Raw genomic sequence first — 20,399 nt, 5'->3', positions numbered from 1 at the left:
TTTAAAGACCATTTTGATATGGTCTTTTTTCTTATTTACTAAAAAAATTATCAGTATTGGAGAGTACTATGCAACCGATCATCATTGTTGGCTCTGGCATGGCAGGTTACACATTAGCGCGAGAGTTTCGCAAACTGAATGCTGAACAAGCACTTGTTATGATTTGCTCAGATGATGCGGTGAACTATGCAAAACCAACTTTATCTAATGCACTTGTAGGTAAAAAAGCGCCAGAGCAAATTGCCTTAGGTGATGCTGAGAAAATGTCTGCGCAATTGAATATGCAAATTATTCATCATGCGACTGTAACTTCAATTTCTGCAGATCAACATCAATTGACCTACACAAAAGATGGACAAGCTGAAAACCTTATATACAGCAAATTAATATTAGCTGTAGGTGCTAACCCTATTCGTTTAGCCATTTCAGGTGATGGCGCTGATGATATTCATGTAGTTAACTCACTGATTGATTATCGTGAATTTCGCTCTAAGCTCGACCTTAAACAAGACAAGCGTGTTGTCATTTTAGGTGCAGGCCTCATTGGGTGTGAGTTTGCCAACGATTTACAGAACACTGGTCATCAAGCGACTGTGATTGATCTTGCCCCACAACCTTTGGGTCGCCTTCTACCAGAACACGTTGCACATGCTTTCCAGCAAAATCTTGAAGAAACAGGTATTCAGTTTGCATTAAGTACCACCGTAGATCGGGTAAGTAAAAACTCAGACGAAAGCTATACCGTAACGCTTGCAAATGGACAGAGCTTTACAGCTGACGTTGTTCTTTCTGCTGTTGGCCTGCAACCCAATACATCAGTTGCACAAGAAGCAGGAATCCATACCAGCCGTGGGATTGTGACTAACACTTTAATGGAAACCAATAAAACCGATATTTATGCATTAGGTGATTGTGCAGAAGTAAATGGTTTACTGCTTCCGTATGTCATGCCAATTATGCAACAAGCACGTGCTTTAGCTAAAACATTGTCTGGTGAAAATACACAAGTTCATTATCCAGCGATGCCAGTTGCAGTGAAAACTCCTGCTGCACCACTGACTGTATTACCTGTACCTCAAGGTGTAGAGGCAACTTGGGAAACTGAAGAACTCGATGACGGAATGATTGCTAAAGCACTTGACCAAGAATCAACGCTTCGTGGATTTGTGCTACTTGGACCAACAGCAGCGAAGCAACGTTTAACATTGACCAAACTGGTCCCAGATTTAATTCCAGCTGCCGTTTAATTATTCAAAGATTTAGGGTATTTTCAAATGAAAGTACCCTTTTAGTTTGGACACAATAAAAATGAATAACGCACTAGAATATCAAGTTTCACCTTATGCTCCATTCATGCAAGAAAGTAAAGTGAGTCTAGGCAATGGGATCGACCTTCATATTGAAGTTGGAGGCAAGGCTGAACATCCTACGATTATTCTCATCATGGGACTGGGTGCGCAGATGCTTTTTTGGCCAGATTTTTTTTGCAAATCTTTAATAGACCAAGGTTTCAGAGTCATTCGTTTCGATAACCGAGATATTGGCCTCTCAACAAAAATTAAGCACAAGGGACCTCGCCTCAATACATTTAAACTTATGGGTCGATTTGCTTTTGGTCTAGGAAATCAAGGCTCTCCTTACAATTTATATGATATGGCTGAAGATGTAGCGTTACTCATTGAACGATTAGGTCTTGAAAAAGCGCATATTATTGGTGCATCAATGGGGGGAATGATCGCTCAGATATTGGCAGCAAAATATCCAGAAAAAGTGGATAAACTAGGATTATTATTTACCAGTAATAATCAGCCATTTCTTCCGCCACCATTTCCAAAACAATTATTTAGTCTTATTGGTCGCCCTGCATCGAATGATGAAGATGGTATTGTAAATCATAGTATTAAAGTCATTCAGACGATTGGTTCACCTGGTTACGTCAATCAATTAGAAGTTATTCAAAACGCGCGTAAATTATATAAGCGTAGTTATCATCCAGCGGGTGTACTTCAACAGTTTTTAGCAATATTATGTACAGGCTCATTAGTTTCTATCGATAAGCAAATTCAAAAGCCAACACTGGTTGTACATGGCTCAAAGGATCGTCTACTCCCTTTTAGCCACGGCAAGGCAGTATCAAAAGCAATATCAGGCGCAAAGTTTGAATTAATCGAAGGAATGGGGCATGATATTCCTGCGCATTTCATCCCACAACTGAGTGGTTTGTTTGCAAAACATTTTAAATGATAAACACTAGGACACTATGGCTGCATTACCATCCCTAAGACAGCTGTCATATCTCGTGACTCTGTCTGAGACGTTGCATTTTACAGAAGCAGCACGTCGCTCATTCGTTACTCAGTCTACGCTTTCTGGCGGGATTATGGAGCTCGAGCGTTTATTGGGTGGCGTTCTCGTTGAACGTGATCGCCAAAATGTACGTTTAACCCCTCTCGGTGAGCAAGTGGTTGCACGAGCACGTGTCCTTCTTGCTGATGCTCAAGATCTCATGCGACTGAGCCGTGAGATGAGCGAACCACTTACTGGTGATCTTCATTTAGGAATTATTCCAACGATTGCACCATTTATTTTGTCGCAATTGTTAGAAGAAGTTCATAAAGAGCTGCCTAAAATTCAACTACATCTTCATGAAGCACAGAGTGAACATTTGGTTGAAAAGCTAGAACATGGCAATTTAGACATGATCATGTTAGCGCTCCCATTCGACACACGTGGCTTAAAAGTCGCTGAAGTTGCGAAAGAGAGTTTGTACTTAGTTGCAAACAAAGCTGACCACAAAACGGCGCAAGCTAAATCTCTAGAAGACCTTGATTTGACACACCTCATGTTGCTTGAAGAAGGTCATTGCTTAAGAGACCATACTTTAAGTGTATGCCCTATCGGTGAACGCAAGAATGATCATCGCCTTAAAGCGAGCTCATTACCAACCTTGGTTGAAATGGTGAGTTCTAATCTGGGCTTTACATTACTACCTCAGATTGCGGTAAATACACATATGCTGAAAAATAATGATCAATTGGTGATCCGACCAATTGAGAATGCCCCTTCACGCATTCTGTCATTAGTGACGCGTAAAAGTACGCCATTGCAAAGCGAATTTGATGTCCTTTTACAAATTCTACAGCGCATTACTGCTGATATTTGCTAATAAGTCATCACAAAAAAGGAGCCATTTGGCTCCTTTTTTTATAAAAATCATTTAAGATTTAAAGAGTTCAAGCAATTTATGTTGCGCATTATGAGGAGTCTCACCTTCATCGCATTGCGCACGTGACCAAGTTCCATCACCATTTAACAACCAAGCTTGTTGATTATCTTTCATATAATTCAATAAACCATGTTGATAAATGTGCTTTCTCAAAGTTGGATCCTCAACAGGGAAACAAACTTCAACACGATTAAATAAATTACGATCCATCCAGTCTGCGCTTGAACAATACAGTCGTGGTTGCCCTGCATTTCCAAAATAATACACACGTGTGTGCTCTAAGAATCGTCCAACGATAGAGCGCACACGGATATTCTCAGAAAGCCCTGGCAAACCTGGTCTTAAACAACAAATTGAACGTATGATTAAATCAATCTGCACACCAGCTTGTGATGCTTCATAAAGTTTATTAATCAGTTGCACTTCAGTCAGCGCATTCACTTTCACAATAATCTGAGCTGGCTTACCCGCTTTGGCGTGAGCAATCTCTTCATCAATATAACTAATTAACTGTGTATGCAACGTAAATGGCGCATGAAGTAATTTCTTCAATTTTGCCATTTTGCCCATTCCAGTCAACTCTTGGAATATACGATGCACATCTTCACAAAGCTCTTTGTCCGTTGTCATCAATCCGTAATCGGTATAGATCCGGGCATTGGTTGCATGATAATTCCCTGTACCTAAGTGCACATAACGAACCAATTTATTATTTTCACGGCGCACAACGAGAATCATTTTTGCATGTGTTTTATAGCCTACGATGCCATAAACCACCACAGCACCAGCCTCTTGCAAAACATTTGCTACCGCAATATTTGACTCTTCATCGAATCGCGCTCGAAGTTCAATGACAGCTGTGACTTCTTTACCATTACGTGCAGCTTCAGCCAACACTTGAACAATCTCAGAATCAGGCCCACTTCGATATAATGTTTGCTTAATCGCTAAAACTTGTGGATCTCGTGCTGCCTCACGTAATAAATTAATAACTGGAGCAAATGATTCGAATGGATGATGTAAAAGAATGTCCTGTTTCTTCATCGCAGAAAAAACATTTTCAGACTTCTTTAATACTTTAGGAATGACCGGCGTATGTGAGTCATATCTCAAATGCGGACGTTTAAAATTAGACACTAAACGTGCCAAGTTCACAGGTCCATCAACTTTATATAATTGTTCTTCATGCAAGTCGAATTCGTTGAGAAGGTAATCATAAATATGTTTTGGGCAATTTTCTGTCACTTCTAAACGGACAGCACGTCCAAATCGACGAGAGTTTAACTCCCCTTTTAATGCTTTTGCCAAATCTTCGACATCTTCATTAAGGGCTAAATCCGCATTTCGCGTCACACGGAATTGATAGCAACCTGTCGCAGTCATTCCTGGGAATAAATCAGAGACATGCTCATGAATAATCGCTGACAGCATCACGTGGTGTTCTTTACCATCGGTTAACTCGTCAGGTAAACGAACCACACGTGGTAAAGAACGTGGCGCAGGGACAACGGCTAAATCAATCTGTCGTCCAAAAGCATCTTTGCCTTCTAGCGTGACAATAAAGTTGAGTGATTTGTTGACTAAACGCGGGAATGGATGTGCTGGATCTAAACTAATTGGAGTAAGTACTGGCGCAACTTGTTCCTGAAAATATTTTTTAATCCATTGGGATTGAGCTGGTGTCAACTCTCCACGACGTAAGAAGCAGATATCTTCTTCACGTAATTTTGGAAAAATTTCATCATTCAAAATACGATATTGACGCTCTATTGCAGCATGCGCAGTCTGTGAAATTTTCTCAAGAACTTGCTTTGGTGTTAACCCATCTGGACTACGGCTTTCATTACCGAGCTCCAATTGCTCCATAACACCCGCAACACGAATTTCAAAGAATTCGTCCATATTTCTTGAAAAAATCAATAAGAAATTCATTCGCTCAAGCAATGGATGCAATGGATCAACCGCTTGTTCTAAAACACGAAGATGAAAATCTAAAATTGAAAGTTCACGATTGATATATCGTTCATTATAAGTATATTCAGTTGGAGTATTTGTCATCGCGGTATTCATACCACAAAACCTGCATGCTAAAGATCTGTCTTAAGTATGCTTCAAATTTATGACAATTTCATAAAAAATGCACATGATCACTGTGCATTTTTGATCTCACGAAAGTTTTTTAGACAATTACATCTCACGGAATTCTTGAAGCATTCATGTAACGCAAAATAATTCGCTGTTTATTTTTGAGTTTACGATCTTGACGGTGGTGTTGATAATAACGCGGATTCGGCAAGATCGCTGCCAAAAATGCGGCTTGCTCACGTGTTAGACTGCTTGCCGATTTTCCAAAATAATGACGTGCTGCAGCTTCCACACCAAAAATATGATCTCCAAATTCAATGGAGTTCATGTATACCTCAAGAATGCGTTGTTTTGACCACATACGCTCCATCATGACAGTAGCGACAGCCTCTTGTCCTTTACGTAAAAAAGAACGCTTATTAAATAAAAATAAATTTTTGGATAATTGTTGGGAAATGGTGGATCCACCCGCAACCACTTGTTCTTTTTCTTTATTTCTTTCCAAAGCATGTTTTATGCCGTCAAAATCAAAGCCATGATGTTGCATAAATTTAGCATCTTCAGCTGCAATAATCGCACGTTTCAGATGATCACTGATATTCTCATAATCACGCCATTGATGCTGAATAGGCTTCGAACTGTCGGTCCAATATGTCCAACGCATGAGCATCGTTGTATCAACAGCATTGGTTCTCCACCATGCAAGACTTGAAAAAATCCATAGTTGAATTACAAGGATGATACTGACAATGACCAATAAAGTTCGAACAATAAATGCTTTCATGTCAGTGTGTTGCTCCTTTTGTTAGCGTAGTACATGCTTGACCTTAATCCATATCATTATCACAGAATACAATGACATGACTGAAATGCAACCACCCCAATTTCAAAGCCAATCACGTCTACCCTTAAGTCAGATTACGTTTTTAATCATTACACTGAATGTTGGACTTTTTATCTGGCAAATCTTTAGCGGGGTGGATATATCAAACCCAGCAACAATAGATGCTTTACGCTGGGGTGCTGATTATGCACCGCTGACTTATCTAGAGGAACCCCTCCGAATCTTCAGCAGTACATTTTTTCATTTTGGTCTTATTCATTTAATGCTCAATATGTGGGCATTGTATCTCTTTGGCAATGTCGCTGAGAAAACGCTTGGGCATGTTTATTTTCTAGGCTTGTATCTATTAGCAGGCATTATGGGAAGCTTGGTCAGTGGGCTGATTGACATAAGGAATAGTTACGAGCTATTGGAGCATATCAATCATGATTTATTTCCACGTGTATCCGCAGGTGCATCAGGTGCCGTTATGGGTTTAGGTGGTGCTTTAACGCTCTTATCTCTTTTTCCCCCTTTACCACAACAACAATTTCTCTTTGATCGTAAATCGCTGCTGATCATCTTGGCATTAAATATTGGTATGGGATTCATGATCCCTGGAATAAATAATGCAGCGCATATTGGTGGAGTGTTGATGGGTGCAGTCATGGCTTTATGTTGGTACATCGGTCAACGATTTAGACTAGGCTTCACCACTACCATCGTGGTACTTCCTCTAGGCATCTTCTTATGTTGGTTCATGTATCAATATAACTTAGGCTTAGTGAGCGGAATACAACCCATTTGGGCTGAAATGTTGCAGCAAATGAAAATGCAATTGGCGTATTAATTCCAATTGCATTTTTTAGACCTCATAAATTTTATGATTGATTGAGTTCGCGCAAGCTTTTTAATGGAGGAATCTCAGTTAAGTAGCTTAAACGATAACGACCAATCAGCGCACATAAGATCGTCATGCTCATAGGTAGAATCACCCAGATTTCCCAATGCGGTTGTATTGCGAGATCCATTTTATAACTGGCGATCGCACCGATGACCTCAGCAAAAAAACACGATACTAAGCCAGCCATAAAGCCGATAAATCCAATTTCTAAACTCAGCATATTTTTCAAATTGGATTTTGAGCTGCCAAATGATCTTAAAATCGCGACTTCTCGCTTTCGCTCATCCATCAATAAATTAATGCAAGCAATCAACACCAAAAAACCTGAAACACTGACGAGAAGCGCAAGAATGGTAATAATCTGAACCAGAACAGATACTAAGTTTTTAATTTCCTCTAAAATTAAGGAAACATCGATAAATACAGTATTTGTGAACTGCTGAATCAGATTGACCAACTTGGATTTTTCATCTTGAGGTACAAAAAAACTTCCTAAATAACTTCCAGCATTTTCATCCATCGTATTCGGTGCAAAAATGAAGAAAAAATTTGGACTGAAGCTTTCCCACTCGACTGTTCTTAAATTTACAACTTTGGCTTGAAGTTCACCTTCTGGCAAGCTAAAGCTGAGTTGATCACCCACTTTTATCCCTAACTCTTCAGCAAGATTTGCTTCAACAGAAACATCTCCCACCTGCTGCAATTGTGGCTGCCCACTGACAATGACATTATCTTCTGGATAGCCTTGAGCTTGAGTCAAATTCAACTCTCGTCTGAGTGAGTTATTTTGCGCTCTTAATGATTCCGAAAATGGCTGACCATTATGTTTAATTAGGCGTCCGCGGATATTCGGATACAAGGGTGAACTTGGCCAACCTTCTTTTTCGATCTGAGCTTTAAATTGCTCAACTTCAAATGGAGGAAGACCATAAATAAATTGATTTGGCGTACCTTTAGGTAACTGTTGCTGCCAACGATCTAATAGATCCGTCCTTAATACTACAAGAACTGTAATCAGGCTCAGACCTAATGCAAGTGCAGTAATTTGAAATGCTGTTTGATTAGGTACACGTACATAGGCTGACCATCTATTTTTCAAAGATTTGATCATCTTTAATAGCAACCAAACTATGCTGAACATACTTGCACACAATGCGAGGATCGTACCGATAACGAGCAATGAGAGCTGTATATTTTGAGTGAGCAAAATACAAAATAAAATAAGACTTACAGCTCCCGCTCCCAATAAGGTTAAGAGAGAACGCGTAGATTTAACATCCTCACGGATAACACGAATTGGAGGCGTATTTAAGAGCTGCATCAAACTTGGGACAATAAATCCAAACATCACAATGACACTGGTGAATATTGCAATCGGCAAAGGACCCAAAACCAAATCAAACAAGCTAAATTGGATGTCTAAATGCGGAATTAGTTGTAACATAAACTGCAATAAAATATAGCCTAGACCAATCCCTAATCCAGTACCGATGAACATCGCAATTGCGACGGCAATCATAAGTAATGCAATATAGTTCTTAAGAATTTGGAACTTTGCAGTCCCCATACATCTCATTAAAGCAACATGATCTTGATTTTGTTGAACGTACCGTTGACTGGTCAACGCAATTGCAATACCGCACAGTAAAATTGTAAGAATGTTTGCAAGCTGTAAAAAAGTATCTAGATTTTCAATTGGACGCATCAGGCGGGTATTCGCCTCATCCGCAGTTCTCAAGCGAATTGAGCTTGGGGTTTCCATTGCTTGCTGATCATCTGCATTTGGTTCAATCATTTTTTTAGGATGGAGCTGATCAAAATAAGCCGTAAACTCATTAAGTCTATTCGGCTCACCAGACATAAGCAGACGATATTCGATACGACTTCCAGGCTGAATCGCATTGGTTGCCGCAACATCAGATTGTGAAATGATCACTGTAGGTGAAAAGGCTGAAAATCCGAGTTCTTGGTTAGAATCCTTTTCAATGACTCCTGTGACTGTAAAACTCGCATCTGCGATTTGAACCCTCTCCCCTATTTTAACATTTAATAAATCTAAAGCACGTTGACTCAGCCATACCTCTCCTGACCGAATAGCAGTCTGATCAGGTTGAATAATGAGTTCACCACGTAGCGGAAAATTGGACTCAATCGCTTTGACATTCACCATGACAAATTGTTCATCGGTATGTGCCATTGAGCCAAAAACCGTCACTAGGGACTGTTGTAGATTGAGTTGACTTGCCTTCTTTTTAAATTTTTCATCGAGCGGATATTGATCACTTAACACTAGATCTGCAGCTTGAAGCTTAGCAGCCTGCAATGAAACAGCTTGTTGAATCTGATCATTACTGAACTTTAAAGCGGTTGTCGCACTAATCGCGAGACTCAATGCAAAAATGAGCAAATAAATCCCTGTACTAGCAAAACTTTGCTTCAACAAAGGTTTAAATAGCGCACTCATACACGCTCTCCAGATCTTGAAGCACCTTGTACTTTTTGTAATTGACCATTGATCAATTCATAATGCGTCTCACATTTTTGTGCTAGCTTTTGATCATGGGTGACTAAAACCAATGTAGTGCCCAGCTCCCGATTCAAATCAAATAAAAGCTGTTCAATCTCCTGGGCTGTCGTCCCATCTAAATTTCCCGTTGGTTCATCCGCAAATACAATTTTGGGCTCAGCAATTAAAGCGCGTGCAATTGCTACGCGTTGTTGTTCTCCCCCAGACAGTACTTTAGGTGTTTGAGTACTTTGACGATCTAAACCCACTTTGTTCAACCAATAAAGGGCTTGTTGTTCTGCTTTGGCATAATCAAAATTCTTTTGAATTCTCAGCGGTAACATGACATTTTCAAGCGCAGATAAAGAAGGTAAAAGCTGAAAGGATTGAAATACAAAACCAATATTTTCAAGTCTAATTTGAGCGCGTTGCTCTTCGCTTAATTGCTCAACTGCTATACCATTAATCGACAATGTTCCTGAACTTGGCTGATCTAATGTCGCCAGAATTCCCAACAGTGTAGATTTTCCAGAACCCGATCTGCCTGTGATTGCGACTTGCTCGCCAGGATAAATTTGTAGATTTAGATTCTCAAAAATCGTCAACTTTTTTTGTTGGATCTGTATCGTTTGTGTCAATTGCTGTGCAGAAATTAACGCTTGTGGCATGATTGAAGAAGTTGAGTCATTACGAACCATAGAAAGCCTTTATGCAAATCAGTCAAAGTTTAAATATTGTTACGTTGAGAAAAACTGCCTTTTTATTTATCTGCAGTTGTCTGTTTCTTTTACCGATCAATAGCTTTGCAAAAACTATCCTTATTCTTGGTGATAGTTTAAGTGCTGGTTACGGCGTGCCTACCGAGAAAGGTTGGGTCAATCTTTTGCAAAAACGTCTTGATCAACAGTATCCGAAACAACATCGAGTGGTCAATGCAAGTGTCAGCGGTGAAACAACCAGTGGTGCATTAGCACGTTTGCCCAAATTGCTTCAAACACACAAACCAGATATTGTCGTAATTGAATTGGGAGGTAATGACGGTTTACGAGGTCAACCTCCAAAAATGATTCAACAAAACCTAACTCGATTAGTTCAATTGAGCCAAAAATCTAATGCCAAAGTACTCATATTTGGCATGAAGATTCCTCCAAACTATGGCTCAGCCTATAGCAAAGCCTTTGAAAATAATTATAGGGTTGTGAGCCAGCAATTTAATGTGAAGTTGCTCCCTTTTTTTCTAGAAGGTGTTGCTGGAAATAATAAACTCATGCAAAAAGATCTGATTCATCCTAATGAACAAGCTCAACCTAAACTCTTAAATAATGCATATCCTTACATTAAAGGCGCTCTATAAAGTTATAGACATAGAGATCCATAAATCCCAATCAATAAAAAAGCCAGCTTAAGCTGGCTTTTTTAAAATGCTGATATTAGAAGTCAAAGAATGTAACTTCACCTGTTTCAAGTGAGTATTCTGCACCTACAACTTTTAATTTACCTTGTGCAATCAAGTTTTCCAACACCGCAGAACCATGGCGCAACTGGTTAACTGAAGCAAAAACATTTGAGCGAACCGCGTGTACTGAAAGCTTTTTCAAATCATCTTTTAACTCAGTTTGCATTAAAATTTCGACTGATGGACGTACGCGATTGACAATAGACATCAAATTAACAGATGGCGGTTGTTGAGGATTACGTAATGCTTCAATCGTTGAGTCGATTGCGCCGCAATGTGTATGACCCAATACAATCACTAAAGGACAATTAAAACTTTCGGCTGCAAACTCCACACTTCCAACTTGAGATGGAGCTACGATATTGCCTGCTACACGAATAACAAATAAATCACCTAAGCCCTGATCAAAAACCATTTCAGCTGGAACACGTGAATCAGAACATCCTAATACAATCGCAAATGGCTCTTGAGTTTCAGCCATCTGAGCGCGCTCATGATGCGTCAATAATCGTTGATGCTTGGTTTGACCTTCAACAAAACGTTGATTACCAATTTTTAAACGTTCTAAAGCTTCTTGTGCAGTTAGCATCTTGTATCCATGGTTTATCAAGGTTTGAGGTAATTTTAATACTGTGCTTTTTGATTGTCACTGACAAAATTTAAACTCTGTTACAATTTTTGTTAATTGCTAAAAATATCTTCAATTTCTTCAAATCTGATGATTATGATCATTCCTTACTGAAACACTTTAGCAGCTGATTCAGCGCTTAAATTTATGTTTATGAAGTAAAACTTATTTAAATCGAGAACCAATTATCACAAAAATAGGATTTATTTTTTTACTTTTAACTACTACTTTATAAAAGTCACTTGATTATAATGTCGCCCTGTTTTAAGGGATTTCACCTGCATGTTTGTTCATCTTCCTTTACCCACATTGAAGCATCAACATTTATTTTCCATTTTACTCGCGTTAATGCTCAGCCTCGGTATCTCATCTACTCGAGCAAATACTGTTAAATTTATCGACTATCAAAAAGTTTTAAATGAAGAACGTGCTTGGGCAGGACTATCCAATAAAACGATTCGCGTCGGAGATGTTGTGTGGTCTTATAGCGAAGGTGGTCCTGCTGATCGACCTGCCTTATTACTAATTCATGGTATAGGCATGAATCGAGACAGTTGGAATCATGTCGCTCGGAATCTCACACAGCAATATCGTGTCATTATTGTTGACTTGCCTGGAAGTGGACAAACGCTAACACCAAAGGGATTTGACTTATCACTTCCTCATCTGACTGAACAGTTACGTCGTTTTGCAGAAGCATTACGCATTGAAAACCAGCTTAATCTAGCGGGTCACTCTGTCGGTGGATCAATCGGACTGATGTATGCTGCTAAATATCCTCAAGAAATGAAAAGTTTATTTCTGATCAGTGCCGGTGGATTATTCAGAAGTAACAAAACATTCTTCCTCAATAACCCAATTTATTTAAAGCAGCTTTTAATCTCACAACCTGGAGACTTGAATTATGTTTCTAGGAGAGTTATGCATAAAGCTCCCTTCGTACCCAGTTTAATCAAGAAACAACAAGAGCAAGCACTTATTCAACGCGCGGCGGATACATCTGAGTTGATTCATCAGCTTGTTAAACTCAATCAACAGTACACCGTTGAATCATTTGCTCAATTGTTAAAAAATATTGAGGTTGAAACATTGATTTTGTGGGGAAAACAAGATCAGATAGTAAATGTTGAAGTTGCACATGAATTAGGGACCGCCTTAAAAAAAGCACATCCCCCTATTCTATTAGATCAAATTGGTCATACACCTATCGTAGAAACACCTGATCTTGTGGCGCAACATTACTTAAGTTTTTTAAATAAGATGAATACCGTTAAAACGTCATCGTCAAATTAAGGATATTGAGAATTTTCATGGAAAAAAATCCTAAAATCGAACAGTTGATTGAGGCACATTTGGCATTTCTTGATCATGAATTTTCTCAAGATGACACCATTGAAAATGAATTTTTATATTTTTATCAATGGTTTCGAAAACAACCTTTAAAGCAAATTTGGTCTTTCGAGGCGATTAGTGCACTGCTTCAAAAACAAATTCTAAATACACCTACAACTGATTCTCTCGTTCAACAGATTGCGGAGCATATTCGATTTGCGTTGGTTCATCCGCTTAATGAAACGACTCAAATCGAAGATATTATCTCGGTTCACACCATTGATCGAATTGCACTTTATATTTCATCTAAAAGTTCTCACCGCCAAGCTCTAATTAAACGTATTGTGAACAATCCCGCATTTTCGAGTATGCTCACCGAGTTAATCCATCATTCTATTCAGGATTATATTGATAATTCAGTGATGAATAAAAAAGTACCCGGTGTCGGCCGCTTTATGAAAATGGGGAAATCAGTTCTTGAAAGTGTCACTGATTCAAATCTTGATGATACGGTCAAACATTATCTTCAAAAAAATATTATCAAGATCAGTCAAATTAGCGAACAAGTGATTAACCAACACTTTGATGATAATAAGCTATACCACTTTCAAGCCAATCTTTGGCACAAAATAAAGCAAGTCCCACTCTCTGCTGTTAAAAACTATGTTGAAATCAATGATCTACCAAATACTGTGGCAATGGGACATGATATTTGGGACAACCTCCGTCAAACTGAATATTTAAAGCAACAAGTACACGATGGTATTTACACGTGGTATTGCCATAATCAAGACCGCTCTTTTGATCTGATCATGCAAGATATCAATATCAACGAAAGCCTTGTTCAAAATGAATTAAGTGCTCTACTCTGCCCCGTAATTAAGCATATGATTTCTAGTGAACACCTTAAACAACGTGCACGTGTATATCTTGAAAAATTCTACTATTCTGAACCAGCACTAAGTATTCTCACATCTTAATTAGAAAACCGCTCCTTAGAGCGGTTTATTAGAAATATGTCGTCGGTATTTGAATCTGAATTTGATGCTCACTCAGCCATGAATTGAGACGTTCTATTTTACGTACGTCCTTTGATTCTCTATGCTCGCTTATAGGATAGATATAATGGCAATTCATCAATAAAAATATACTCTCAACAAGTAGTTTTAAATTTTGCTGAAAACAAGGAAGGTGATGTAACTGTTGAAAAGTTTTAGAACCAGTTCTTAAACTTTCAATAATGGCACTGATCACCTCCTTCGGAGCTTGAATTGGGCCAATTGATGTTTTTAAATTAATATTATCCAATCGCTGATTGTTAAGAATAAGATCTAATCTAATCTTATGTAAAATTCCTAAATGGTCTTCAAAACGGTAATTCACTGATTTTTTTTGAAACAAATCCATACGTTGCTTTGAATCCCGAGCAATATCTTTTAGATACTCTTTTGTATTCGAAATATTCACATCTGATATCAACTGTTGCAAGTCGATTGGAATGCTAAGCGAATCTAAGTTTTCAGTTGGAACTGCACTCCCAATATATGATAGATCAGCTTCGATCTTTAAAATCTCATGTACATCTACACTATAAAGGGGTTGCCAATAATCAGTTAAAAGTTCGTGAGCAAGATAATTGGTATCATTTTTTAATGTATTCACAATTCCTTGTATTTTGTCATATCCAATAAAAGCGCCTCTCCGATTTAATTCACTCACTAGTGCTGTAGACAATTCAATACTTTGAGCAGATTGCTGAGACGTATTTTTATCAACCAAGTTAAAGATTTTTTGAATAGGCTGTAAAGTAGCGGATCCAGGAAAGCACATATAGTGTAAATAGAATAGCCCTTGGTCCTTTAAAGATTTATCTAGAATCTGCCTAATAAAATATTGATTGTGTTCAGAAACCCAAGAATACACTCCATGACAGACAATGAAATCAAACACTTCATTATTATTTTTGTTAAATTTTTCAAAGTCTATATTTAAGAATCTTATATTGCTTAACTGTAAGGATTGAGCAAGCTCTGTAGCTCGTTGTATGTGTTTGTCATTAAAATCCACTCCGACAAACTCAGCGTGCGGATTTGCAATTGCTGCCACAATCAAGTTAAGACCACAACCACAACCTAACTCTAAATATCGAAAATTTTGAGATATATCTGGCGCTATATAACCTTGAAATTGGCTGATTGTACTCAGCCAAATTGGCTGCATCTCTGGATAAAAAAACATAGGATAGATGGTGTCAACCACATAGCCATCGACGCGCTTCATTATTATCCTTCTAAACTCGACTATTCAAAGCTTGGAGTCAGATTCTCGCTCTCACTCCAAGCACAAGACATTAAAACTTATAATTCAAGGCAAAGCTGTAACGTCGACCATCAAGCACCCAATCATTTCCATCTTTCAGTACATTTTTGTTTGCAACATTATATACACCAGTAGATAGCTGGAATTGGTCACTATACTTATACACAGCTCCAACATCTACAAATGTATAAGCTGGTGTTTTATCTCCATCGGTATCACCCACTGTTTTGCCACGATAATTCAATTGAGTCCATAAATACAATTGATCATTAAAGTCCCAATCTAAGCCTGCATTAAACATATGTTTAGGCAAATTATTCAATGGTTTACCTTCATACTGTCCAGATTTTTGCTCACTATCTGTGAATGTATAAGAGTGTCTATATTTTAAGTAATCTGTGATGTTGTAATCTGTGGTCAGTTCAAGCCCTCTAATTTCGGCTTTATCAATGTTATAGTTGAGTGTATAACCATTTGCGTTATATGGCAGATTAGGGTTGGACTGATAGAAAGCACTGCTATCAACGAAATCATTAATTTCAGATTGAGTGTAAGGCGGCTCACCGTCATTTTTTGGGGGAAGTCTACTACCATCTAAACGACCAGATCGAGTAATTTTATCGTTAAAGTCAGTTTGATAGACCATAAGACTTGCAGATAAACCCAATTCAGGATGAGTGAATGCAAAACCTGTTTCATACGTTAAACTGGTTTCTGGCTTTAAATTTGGGTTTGGCATAATTGCCCCGCCCATTGAGTTCAGCATGTAATCTGGAGAAGAATTACGTAAGCTCGGCGCTTTATAGCCTGAAATTACACCTCCTTTTAAAGTCACGTTGTCTGTAGCTTTATAAACTGCATATGCCTTTGGACTGAAATTATCACCAAAAAACTCATTTTCATCGAAACGACCACTTAAGGTTAGTGCTAACTTATCACTGACATTCCAAGTATCTTCTGCAAAAATTGACCATTGATATCGATCCATTTTAGTGACTTTACCAGCCATCGCTGCATTTTGGTTACTTGTACCATCCTCAAGATTTTCTTTTAAATATCGCCCGCCAATGGTCAGACTATGATCTTCGAAAAAGTACGTTCCTTGTGTATTGGCTGTGATAGTCTCAAATAAAATCCCCCCTGGATTTTGAACTTTACCCACAGTACGCCCTGTAATTGCATTATTTTTATCTTTATCATATTGCAAGTAAGAAGTGAGTTTTAGATTGTCGTACTCACCATCATGAGTAAGGCTAAAATTATTTTTTTCTAATTCTGAGTAAGTCCCTGTATTCGGTACGACATCTGAACGATAGATTAGCTCACCATCATCATTACGATTATTCGTATTATATGCTGGATAATAATTTCCATTAGATAGAACGAAATCTTTACCATCAATATCAACTTTAGGACCCGTTACTGAAACATACTGGGTATAACTTTTACCTGGGTTGTGTGTACGCTCTTGTTGAGTTCTTACATATTCAGCAGTGAGTGTGTTTTTTTCATCTGGTGTAAAAACAAACTTTGTACCTAGATTTGTTTTTTGAAAATCTGGTTCACTCTCACCTGTTTCGGCTGTATTTTTTTGTAATGAACTTTCTTCAATCGTTTGAAGACCAGCTGTAACTTGAACCGAAAGAAGCTTATCAATTAATGGTGCATTTACATACAAGCTGGTATTGGTTGCGTCGTTGTTAACGTCATTCGATTTACCAGCTTTGATATATTCTGTTCGAATACTTGCAGTCAAACGATCTTGATGCTTTTTAGTAATGATGTTAATTACACCACCCATTGCATCAGAACCATATAGAGAGGATGACGGGCCTCGAATCACTTCAATACGTTCAATCGATTCTATTGGCGGTAAGAAGTTTACTGATGCTCCTTGAACCCCCCCATTTGTTGTTAAAAGACTACCATCATTCATTGGACGTCCATCTACTAAAAATAGGGTATAAGCTGATCCCATACCCCGAATGGAGATCGTCTGGTTCGTTCCACCGCCTTGTACAAATACACCTGGAACATTTTTCAATGCATCAGTTACATCACTATAAGATTTTTTTTCTAATTCTTCGGCAGTAATCACTGAAATCGTAGCAGCAGCATCCGCTATATTTTGCTCATAACCACTCGCTGAAGTTACGACAATTGTTTTTAACTTAGTTGTATCTTGTTTTGCATTAGTATCTTGACCAATTTGCTCTTGTGCAAAACTTGAAACCGACATGGTGGTTAAGACAGCAAACGCTAACTTAGATTTTAAAAATGTCTTTTGCATTGTGTAATTACCAAAGAATGTGTGGAGAGATCTTGTTCGAATTGTGTCGCATTGTAACAAATGATAATCACTTTGCAATAGATTATGATAACTATTCTCATTTATAGTTTTTGTTTTTACATTTCAATTTTATTGATATTACTCATTTTGTTCAGTTTTCATAAAAAAAGCCCCCTTTTAATGGGAGCTTTTCAAATCAACTTTTGTAAATTTAAAGGCAACTTATTTCATATAAGCGCCTTCTGATTGGCTGTGGTCTGTCTGGTCCACAACACGTTGTAACTCTGGGATATGCTGTTTTAGCGTAACTTCAACACCTTGTTTAAGTGTCACATCAATTGCTGAACACCCTTGACAGCCACCACCAAATTTCAAGACCGCTGTTAAACCATGCTCAGCATCTTCAACCACTTCAACCAATGCACAGTTTCCACCATGCCCTGCTAAACCAGGGTTAATTTCCGACTGTAATACATAGGTTATACGTTCTTCAATCGATGCATCTGGACCTACACGTGGCACTTTCGAGTTAGGTGCACGGAAAGTCAACTGACCACCAAAGCGATCTTTGTTGTAATCAATCACTGCATCCAATAAGTATGGGATTGATGGTGTATCAATATATGCAGCAAATTTTGGATATTCTTGTTTATAGTCGGTTGGAACGACTTCATCTGGTGCACTATATGCCATGCAGCATTCAGCACGTGGTGTACCCGGATGTTCTACGAAAACACGTACCGCGATACCAGGAGTATTTTGCTTCTCTAAAAGTTCAAACAAATACTCTTGCGCAGTTGGTGTAATTAATAAATTTGGAATTTCTTCAGCAACTGCAGTGCTGGTGTTCTCAGTCGACATAACAATTTTTCCTCAAGCTGAAGACTCTATTTTAACTGAAGATCGGGGGTAATATTTAAAATTCAACTAAATTTGTCAGAATTATTATATTAATAACAATTAAATTTAAAAAAATGGCATGATGAACAGAATTAAAGCAATTTATTCAATCTTATCCATATGCTTGATTTACCTTTTAATCATACTGTCACCATCGTTTTAATTACGGTTGCCGTTTCACTGGTTGCATTTTCCAATCAAAATATTATGAATCGTTTGATTTTTTGGCCTCCAGCCATGCAGAAAGGTCAATACGATCGATTTATCACGCATGGTTTTATACATGCAGATGGAACACATCTACTGTTCAATATGATCACACTCTTTTTCTTTGGAAGTGTAATTGAGAGTTTTTATCGACAATACTTATATGAACTCGGATTTGTTCTGTTCTATTTAGGCGGTTTAATCGCGGCAATTATTCCAAGCTATTTAAAACATAAAAATGATCACCGCTGGGCAAGTCTAGGTGCCTCTGGAGCAGTATCAGCAGTCTTGTTTGCTTATATTTTATTTCAACCATGGAAACTGATATTTGTCTTCTTTATTCCAGTTCCAGCCATTATTTTTGCCGTGCTTTATATTGCTTATAGTATTTGGTCAGGTAAACGTGGAAACAGTAACATCAACCACAGTGCACATTTATGGGGTGCAGCCTACGGTGTCGTAGTTACGATATTGATTGAACCTCGAATTATTCCACATTTCTTCAGCAAGTTGCTTCAACTACCTTTCTAATCCTTTGATCATTGCGGAGGGTTAAAACACTCCGCACAAATACCCTTAAATTCAAAATTGATGCTGTTAAATAAATCAAAAACACAAACTTAACAATGATAATGATTATCATTTATACATTCATGTTAAGCTTTTATCAAACCACGAGGTATTGATATGACTTACATTAAACTTCCATTGGCACTCATTCTTTCATTCAGCGCCTTTGTTTCATATGCTCAACCTGATCAATTCACTTATCTAGATCAAACTATTCAACTTCAAAATACACCACAGAAGCTGGCCGTTTACGAACTATCCGCGTTGGATACACTGAATGCTTTAGGTATTCAAGCATCAATCGTACCCGAAACTACTTTTGTTGGTGCTTTGAAAAAATTTAATGACAAACAATATTTAAAAGCTGGATCTTTATTTGAACCCAACCAAACCTTATTAAAAGAACAAAAGCCAGATCTCATCATTGTCGGCGGGCGTTCTGCTGCAAAATTAAATGAGGTCAAAAAAATTGCACCTGCAATCAACCTCTGGCCTGATACTCAAAACTTCAATCAAGACCTGAAAAATCGCACACTTTTTTTAGCAAAAATGTTTAATAAGGAACAACTCGCACAATCTAAATTAGATCATGTCTATGCCCTTCAAGCACAACTTAAACAACTCACTAAAGGCAAATCCGGCCTGATGCTTTTTGCCATGGGTGATAATTTTATACCGCATGCAAAGAATGAAAGATTTGGATTTACCTATGATATTTCTGGCTTAAAGTCAGTGGTACCGCCTGCAGCACCTCAAGCCTCAAGTGCTCGACCTGCTCCAAACTCACCAGAAGCTCTTGCTGCCGCGCAACGCAATTTAGAGCGTCTAGTACAAGCAATTAAACAAAATCCTGATTTCATCATTGTGTTAGACCGTGGTGCTGTAAACACGCAAAACTATGCTGCGAAACAACATATTCAATCACATCCATTACTCAAGAATAGTCAAGCAGCCAAAGAGAATCGTGTCATCTTTATTAATGCCGATGCCTGGTATTTAACGGGCGCTGGCTTAGATAACACTGCATTTATGTTAGAAGAATTGATCAATGGTATAAAAAATACTAAATAATTGATTTTGTTTATAAAGGAAGCCTTCGGCTTCCTTTTTTAGAAATATCTCGTAATAATTCAATCAATATCTGGTAATTAAT

General features: G+C 38.1%; 17 protein-coding genes. 9 read left to right on the top strand and 8 right to left on the bottom strand.

Annotated features, from left to right (window positions below; translation table 11 throughout):
* Positions 1 to 68: 68 nt before the first annotated feature.
* The 3 genes from AC1M9H_RS05315 (at position 69) to oxyR (ending at position 3,166) form a co-directional block, all read left to right on the top strand.
* On the top strand, positions 69 to 1,247 hold the full coding sequence (locus AC1M9H_RS05315; protein ID WP_035266666.1) for an NAD(P)/FAD-dependent oxidoreductase: 1,179 nt from the start codon (positions 69 to 71) through the stop codon (positions 1,245 to 1,247).
* 61 nt (positions 1,248 to 1,308) lie between these two features.
* A complete protein-coding gene (locus AC1M9H_RS05310; protein ID WP_092766881.1) occupies positions 1,309 to 2,244 on the top strand; it encodes an alpha/beta fold hydrolase in 936 nt (311 codons plus the stop codon).
* Between the two features lie 16 nt (positions 2,245 to 2,260).
* Positions 2,261 to 3,166, top strand: coding sequence for a LysR family transcriptional regulator OxyR (gene oxyR, locus AC1M9H_RS05305; RefSeq protein WP_035266662.1), 906 nt, complete (start codon positions 2,261 to 2,263; stop codon positions 3,164 to 3,166).
* 51 nt (positions 3,167 to 3,217) lie between these two features.
* Here oxyR and ppk1 read toward each other — a convergent pair whose 3' ends face one another.
* Complete coding sequence (gene ppk1, locus AC1M9H_RS05300) at positions 3,218 to 5,296, bottom strand: polyphosphate kinase 1 (RefSeq protein ID WP_035266707.1); 2,079 nt, start codon at positions 5,294 to 5,296, stop codon at positions 3,218 to 3,220.
* A 124-nt stretch (positions 5,297 to 5,420) separates the two neighbouring features.
* The gene (gene mtgA / locus AC1M9H_RS05295) at positions 5,421 to 6,095 is read right to left on the bottom strand and encodes a monofunctional biosynthetic peptidoglycan transglycosylase (protein ID WP_035266660.1); all 675 of its coding nucleotides are present in this window, start codon (positions 6,093 to 6,095) and stop codon (positions 5,421 to 5,423) included.
* A gap of 76 nt (positions 6,096 to 6,171) precedes the next feature.
* Here mtgA and AC1M9H_RS05290 point away from each other — a divergent pair, with 76 nt between their 5' ends.
* Positions 6,172 to 6,984, top strand: coding sequence for a rhomboid family intramembrane serine protease (locus AC1M9H_RS05290; protein ID WP_481612919.1), 813 nt, complete (start codon positions 6,172 to 6,174; stop codon positions 6,982 to 6,984).
* Between the two features lie 31 nt (positions 6,985 to 7,015).
* Here AC1M9H_RS05290 and AC1M9H_RS05285 read toward each other — a convergent pair whose 3' ends face one another.
* Both AC1M9H_RS05285 and AC1M9H_RS05280 read right to left on the bottom strand, forming a co-directional pair.
* Positions 7,016 to 9,502 carry an ABC transporter permease gene (locus AC1M9H_RS05285; protein WP_481612918.1) on the bottom strand — a complete coding sequence of 829 codons (2,487 nt, stop codon included), beginning with the start codon at positions 9,500 to 9,502 and terminating at the stop codon, positions 7,016 to 7,018.
* Entirely contained in the window at positions 9,499 to 10,212 is a 714-nt protein-coding gene (locus AC1M9H_RS05280; protein ID WP_481612994.1) for an ABC transporter ATP-binding protein, read from the bottom strand. Before AC1M9H_RS05280 ends, AC1M9H_RS05285 begins: the two co-directional genes overlap by 4 nt.
* A 41-nt stretch (positions 10,213 to 10,253) precedes the next feature.
* Here AC1M9H_RS05280 and AC1M9H_RS05275 point away from each other — a divergent pair, with 41 nt between their 5' ends.
* The gene (locus AC1M9H_RS05275; protein ID WP_481612917.1) at positions 10,254 to 10,898 is read left to right on the top strand and encodes an arylesterase; all 645 of its coding nucleotides are present in this window, start codon (positions 10,254 to 10,256) and stop codon (positions 10,896 to 10,898) included.
* A 76-nt stretch (positions 10,899 to 10,974) separates the two neighbouring features.
* Here the strand turns inward: AC1M9H_RS05275 and AC1M9H_RS05270 are convergent, their stop codons facing one another.
* Positions 10,975 to 11,589, bottom strand: a complete 615-nt coding sequence (locus AC1M9H_RS05270) for a carbonic anhydrase (protein WP_035266649.1) — start codon at positions 11,587 to 11,589, stop codon at positions 10,975 to 10,977.
* Between the two features lie 321 nt (positions 11,590 to 11,910).
* Between AC1M9H_RS05270 and AC1M9H_RS05265 the strand changes: the two genes are divergently transcribed.
* Entirely contained in the window at positions 11,911 to 12,921 is a 1,011-nt protein-coding gene (locus AC1M9H_RS05265) for an alpha/beta fold hydrolase (RefSeq protein WP_481612916.1), read from the top strand.
* A gap of 17 nt (positions 12,922 to 12,938) precedes the next feature.
* Positions 12,939 to 13,940 (top strand): hypothetical protein, encoded by a 1,002-nt coding sequence (locus tag AC1M9H_RS05260; protein WP_481612915.1) that lies wholly within the window; start codon positions 12,939 to 12,941, stop codon positions 13,938 to 13,940.
* A gap of 28 nt (positions 13,941 to 13,968) precedes the next feature.
* Here the strand turns inward: AC1M9H_RS05260 and AC1M9H_RS05255 are convergent, their stop codons facing one another.
* The 3 genes from AC1M9H_RS05255 to nfuA form a co-directional block, all read right to left on the bottom strand.
* Positions 13,969 to 15,219 (bottom strand): class I SAM-dependent methyltransferase, encoded by a 1,251-nt coding sequence (locus tag AC1M9H_RS05255; RefSeq protein WP_481612914.1) that lies wholly within the window; start codon positions 15,217 to 15,219, stop codon positions 13,969 to 13,971.
* 91 nt (positions 15,220 to 15,310) lie between these two features.
* Entirely contained in the window at positions 15,311 to 17,569 is a 2,259-nt protein-coding gene (locus tag AC1M9H_RS05250; RefSeq protein ID WP_481612913.1) for a TonB-dependent receptor domain-containing protein, read from the bottom strand.
* 222 nt (positions 17,570 to 17,791) lie between these two features.
* Complete coding sequence (nfuA, locus tag AC1M9H_RS05245) at positions 17,792 to 18,430, bottom strand: Fe-S biogenesis protein NfuA (RefSeq protein WP_035269609.1); 639 nt, start codon at positions 18,428 to 18,430, stop codon at positions 17,792 to 17,794.
* Between the two features lie 159 nt (positions 18,431 to 18,589).
* Between nfuA and AC1M9H_RS05240 the strand changes: the two genes are divergently transcribed.
* Together AC1M9H_RS05240 and AC1M9H_RS05235 are read left to right on the top strand one after the other, a co-directional pair.
* Positions 18,590 to 19,207, top strand: coding sequence for a rhomboid family intramembrane serine protease (locus tag AC1M9H_RS05240; RefSeq protein WP_481612912.1), 618 nt, complete (start codon positions 18,590 to 18,592; stop codon positions 19,205 to 19,207).
* Positions 19,208 to 19,363: 156 nt separating this feature from the next.
* On the top strand, positions 19,364 to 20,317 hold the full coding sequence (locus AC1M9H_RS05235) for an ABC transporter substrate-binding protein (RefSeq protein ID WP_481612911.1): 954 nt from the start codon (positions 19,364 to 19,366) through the stop codon (positions 20,315 to 20,317).
* The last annotated feature ends 82 nt before the right edge of the window (positions 20,318 to 20,399 follow it).

This window comes from Acinetobacter sp. ANC_7512, assembly GCF_056779935.1.
This window is presented reverse-complemented; position numbering and strand designations above follow the sequence as displayed.